Below are 3,824 nucleotides of genomic sequence, written 5' to 3'. Positions count from 1 at the left end.
CCGACACCCCGTCCACTTCCACCACACCACCCAAACCCTCCTCAACCACCACCACCACCTCTTCATCGAAACCAGCCCCCACCCCATCCTCACCACACCCATCAACGACACCATCCACACCCACACCCCCCACACCGGCAGACAACCCACCGCCATCGGCACACTCCGCCGCAACCACCCCACAACAACCACCCTCCTCACCGCACTCGCCACCGCCCACACCCACAACACCCCCATCAACTGGACCACCTTGTTCCCCACCCCAGCACAACCCCTACCGCTACCCACCTACCCCTTCCAACGACAGCGCTACTGGTTGGAGGCGTCGGCGGAGGCCGGGGACGCGGACAGTCTGGGTATGAGCGCGGCCGATCATCCGTTGCTGGGCGCGGTCACCGAACTCGCCGACGGGGGTTACCTGTTCACCGGCCGTCTGTCATTGGCCGCCCACCCTTGGCTGGCCGATCATGCCGTGGCGGAGACCGTGGTGGTCCCAGGAGCTGCATTGGTGGAGCTGGCCATCCACGCCGGCGACCGAGCCGCCTGCGGACACCTCCACGAACTCGTCCTCCAGCAACCGCTGCTGCTGCCCGAGCACGGCGCCGTCCAGGTACAACTCACCGTCGGCGCACCCGCAGACAGCGACCGGCCGGACACCCGCACCATCACCATCCGATCCCGCCCCGCCGACGCCGACCCGGGCGACGCGGGCTGGACAGTGCACGCCACCGGCGCCCTCACCACCGTTCCGGATATGCCAACAACCGATCTGTCGGTGTGGCCGCCCGCCGAGGCGAAGGCGATCGACCTGGCCGAGGCGTACCCGCGACTGGCCGAACGCGGCTACCACTACGGCCCGGCCTTCCAGGGCCTGCACGCCGCCTGGCAGGACGACGACCACCTGTACGCCGAGGTCCACCTGCCCGACCAGCAGACCGACACCGAGCACTTCGGCATCCACCCCGCATTGCTGGACGCCGCCTTGCACCTGCTCGCCCTGAGTGGCCCCGGCGGTGATGCCGACCCTTCGACAGTCTGGCTCCCATTCGCCTGGGAGGGGGTACGGCTGCACGCCATGGGCGCGACAGCGGTGCGGGTCCGGCTCACCCCGGGCCAGGCGGACCAGGGCAGCCGGAACGTGGCCGTGGTCGTGGCCGATCTGGCCGGTGCGCCGGTGGTCTCGGTCGAGGCGCTGACGATGCGGCCGACCGCTCCCGGACAGTGGGCCGTCGCCAAGCCGGACGACGGTGCCGATCGCCTGTTCCTACAGGAATGGAGCACCGTCCCATCGGCTCCCGCCGCCCGCCCGGACACCGGCGGATGGGCAGTGATCGGCACCGATGAATTCACGCTGGCCTCGAGCCTCGGCGATGCGGGAGTCCCGGTCGTCAGCCATCCGGACCTGAACGCACTGGACACGGCCATCAACGGCGGCGTCACCGTACCCGAGGTGATCGTCGCCTCGTTCGCCTCCTCGTCCGGCGATGTGGTGGACGAGGTGCATGCGGTGGCGGAGGCCGTGTTGGCGCTGGTGCAGGATTGGTTGGCTGATGAGCGTCATGGTGCGGGTCGGTTGGTGGTGGTGACCCGTTCGGCGGTGGCCGTTCGTCCGGGTGAGGACGTGGCGGATCTGGCTGCTGCCACGGTGTGGGGTCTGATCCGCAGCGCGCAGAACGAGCACCCCGACCGCATCGTCTTGTTCGACTGCCCCGCGGACCCGACGGGCACCGGTGTGGCCGACGGCTTGGTGGCAGCGGTGGCTGGTGGGCACTCTCAACTCGCATTGCGGAACGGTGAGCTGTACACGCCGCGGCTGGCCCGGCTGGCCGACGCGGACAACGGTGACACCCTGGCTTTGCCCGCCGGGCAGGGGTGGTGTCTGGGTGTGCCGGTGCCGGGGTCGATCGATGGCCTGGTCGCGGTGCCCGCTGCGGGCCTTCAGGGTGGTCCTGAAAGTGGTGCGGACCCAGGTGCGGGTCTGGGTGAGGGTGGGGGTCTTGAGGATGGTGCGGACCTGGACCCGGACCCGGACCTGGACCCGGACCTGGACCCGGACCTGGACCTGGACCTGGGTGCGGGTGGGTGTGGTGGTGGGGGTGTGGGTGCCGGTCAGGTGCTGGGTGCCGGTCAGGTGCGGGTGGGGGTGCGTGCGGCGGGGGTGAACTTCCGCGATGTGCTGATCACGTTGGGGGTGTACCCGGGTGCGGCCACGATCGGTAGTGAGGGCGCCGGGGTGGTGTTGGAGGTCGGGCCCGGCGTTTCAGGGTTGGCGGTCGGGGATCGGGTGATGGGGTTGATGCCCGGGGCGTTCGGCCCGGTCACCATCACCGACCACCGCACCCTCACCCCCATCCCCGACGGCTGGTCCTTCACCCAAGCCGCCGCAGTCCCCATCACCTACCTCACCGCCTACCACGCCCTGGTGACCTTGGGTCGGGTCGGGCCCGGTACCCGGCTGCTGGTGCACGCCGCCGCCGGTGGTGTCGGGTGGGCCGCCGCCACGTTGGGCCGCCATCTGGGTGCTGAGGTGTTCGGCACCGCCCACCCCACCAAATGGGCGGTCTTGCAGGAAGCCGGGTTCGATGCCGACCACCTAGCCAACTCCCGCACCCTCGACTTCGAACACCAATTCCTCACAGCCACCACCAACGGCACCCGTAACGGCAGCGGCAATGCCAGCGGCACCGGCACAGAAAGCACCAACGACGCCAGCACCAGCAGTGGTGATCACGGCACCAGAGGCGACACCACCACCGGCCATGCCAGTGGCGCCAGCGGTGCCAGCACCAGCAATGGTGCTGGCAGCGGCAGTGGTGCCGGCGGCAGCGGTGATCACGAAAGTAACAGCGGTGATCACGCCGACAGCGGCGGTGCCAGCAGCAGCGGCAGCGGTGTCGGCTCCGGCAATGGCGCCGGTAGCGGCGATGTCAGCGGTGGTGGTGCCGGCAGCGGTGTGGGGATGGATGTGGTGCTGAACGCGTTGGCCGGGGAGTTCACCGACGCCTCCCTACGCCTGCTCCCGCGCGGGGGCCGGTTCATCGAGATGGGCAAAACCGACCCCCGTGACCCCGACCAGATCGCCGCCACCCACCCCGGCGTGCACTACGAGGCATTCGACCTCAACGCCCTCCCGGTCGAGCAGATCCAGCACATGCTCACCGCACTCACCGCCCTGTTCGCCGCCGGGGAGTTGGCGTTGCCGCCGATCACCCCCCGCCCCATCGCGCACGCCCGGCAGGTGTTCCGCAACCTGCAACAAGGCCGCCACATCGGCAAACACGTCCTCACCCTCCCCACCCCCTGGAACCCCGACGGGACCGTCCTGATCACCGGCGGCACCGGCACCCTGGCCGCACTCACCGCCCACCACCTCACCACCCACCACCACACCCGCCACTTCCTCCTAGCCAGCCGCCAAGGACCCACCGCCCCAAACGCCGACGCCCTACGCGAGGAACTCACCGCCCTAGGGGCACACGTCACCATCACCGCCTGCGACATCACCGACCCCGACCAAGTCGCCAACCTCATCGCAGCCATCCCCGACCAACACCCGCTCACCGCCGTCATCCACACCGCCGGGGTCCTGGATGACGCCGCCCTCCACACCCTCACCCCCCACCAACTCCACACCGTGCTCGCACCCAAAGTCGACGGCACCTGGAACCTGCACCACCACACCCACCACCACGACCTCGCCGCATTCGTCCTCTACTCCTCCCTCACCGCCACCCTCGGCACCCCCGGACAAGCCAACTACGCCGCCGCCAACACCTTCCAAGACACCCTCGCCCACCACCGCCACCACCACGGCCAACCCGCAC

1 protein-coding gene is annotated in these 3,824 nt (G+C 69.6%); it reads left to right on the top strand.

What is annotated here, in order from left to right:
- Positions 1 to 358 precede the first annotated feature (358 nt).
- A partial coding sequence (locus tag DPM19_RS35585) for an SDR family NAD(P)-dependent oxidoreductase (RefSeq protein WP_325050323.1) occupies positions 359 to 3,824 on the top strand: 3,466 nt, incomplete at its 3' end.

Source organism: Actinomadura craniellae (genome assembly GCF_003289645.1).
In the GTDB taxonomy this organism is placed as follows: Bacteria; Actinomycetota; Actinomycetes; order Streptosporangiales; family Streptosporangiaceae; genus Actinomadura_D; species Actinomadura_D craniellae.
This window is presented reverse-complemented; position numbering and strand designations above follow the sequence as displayed.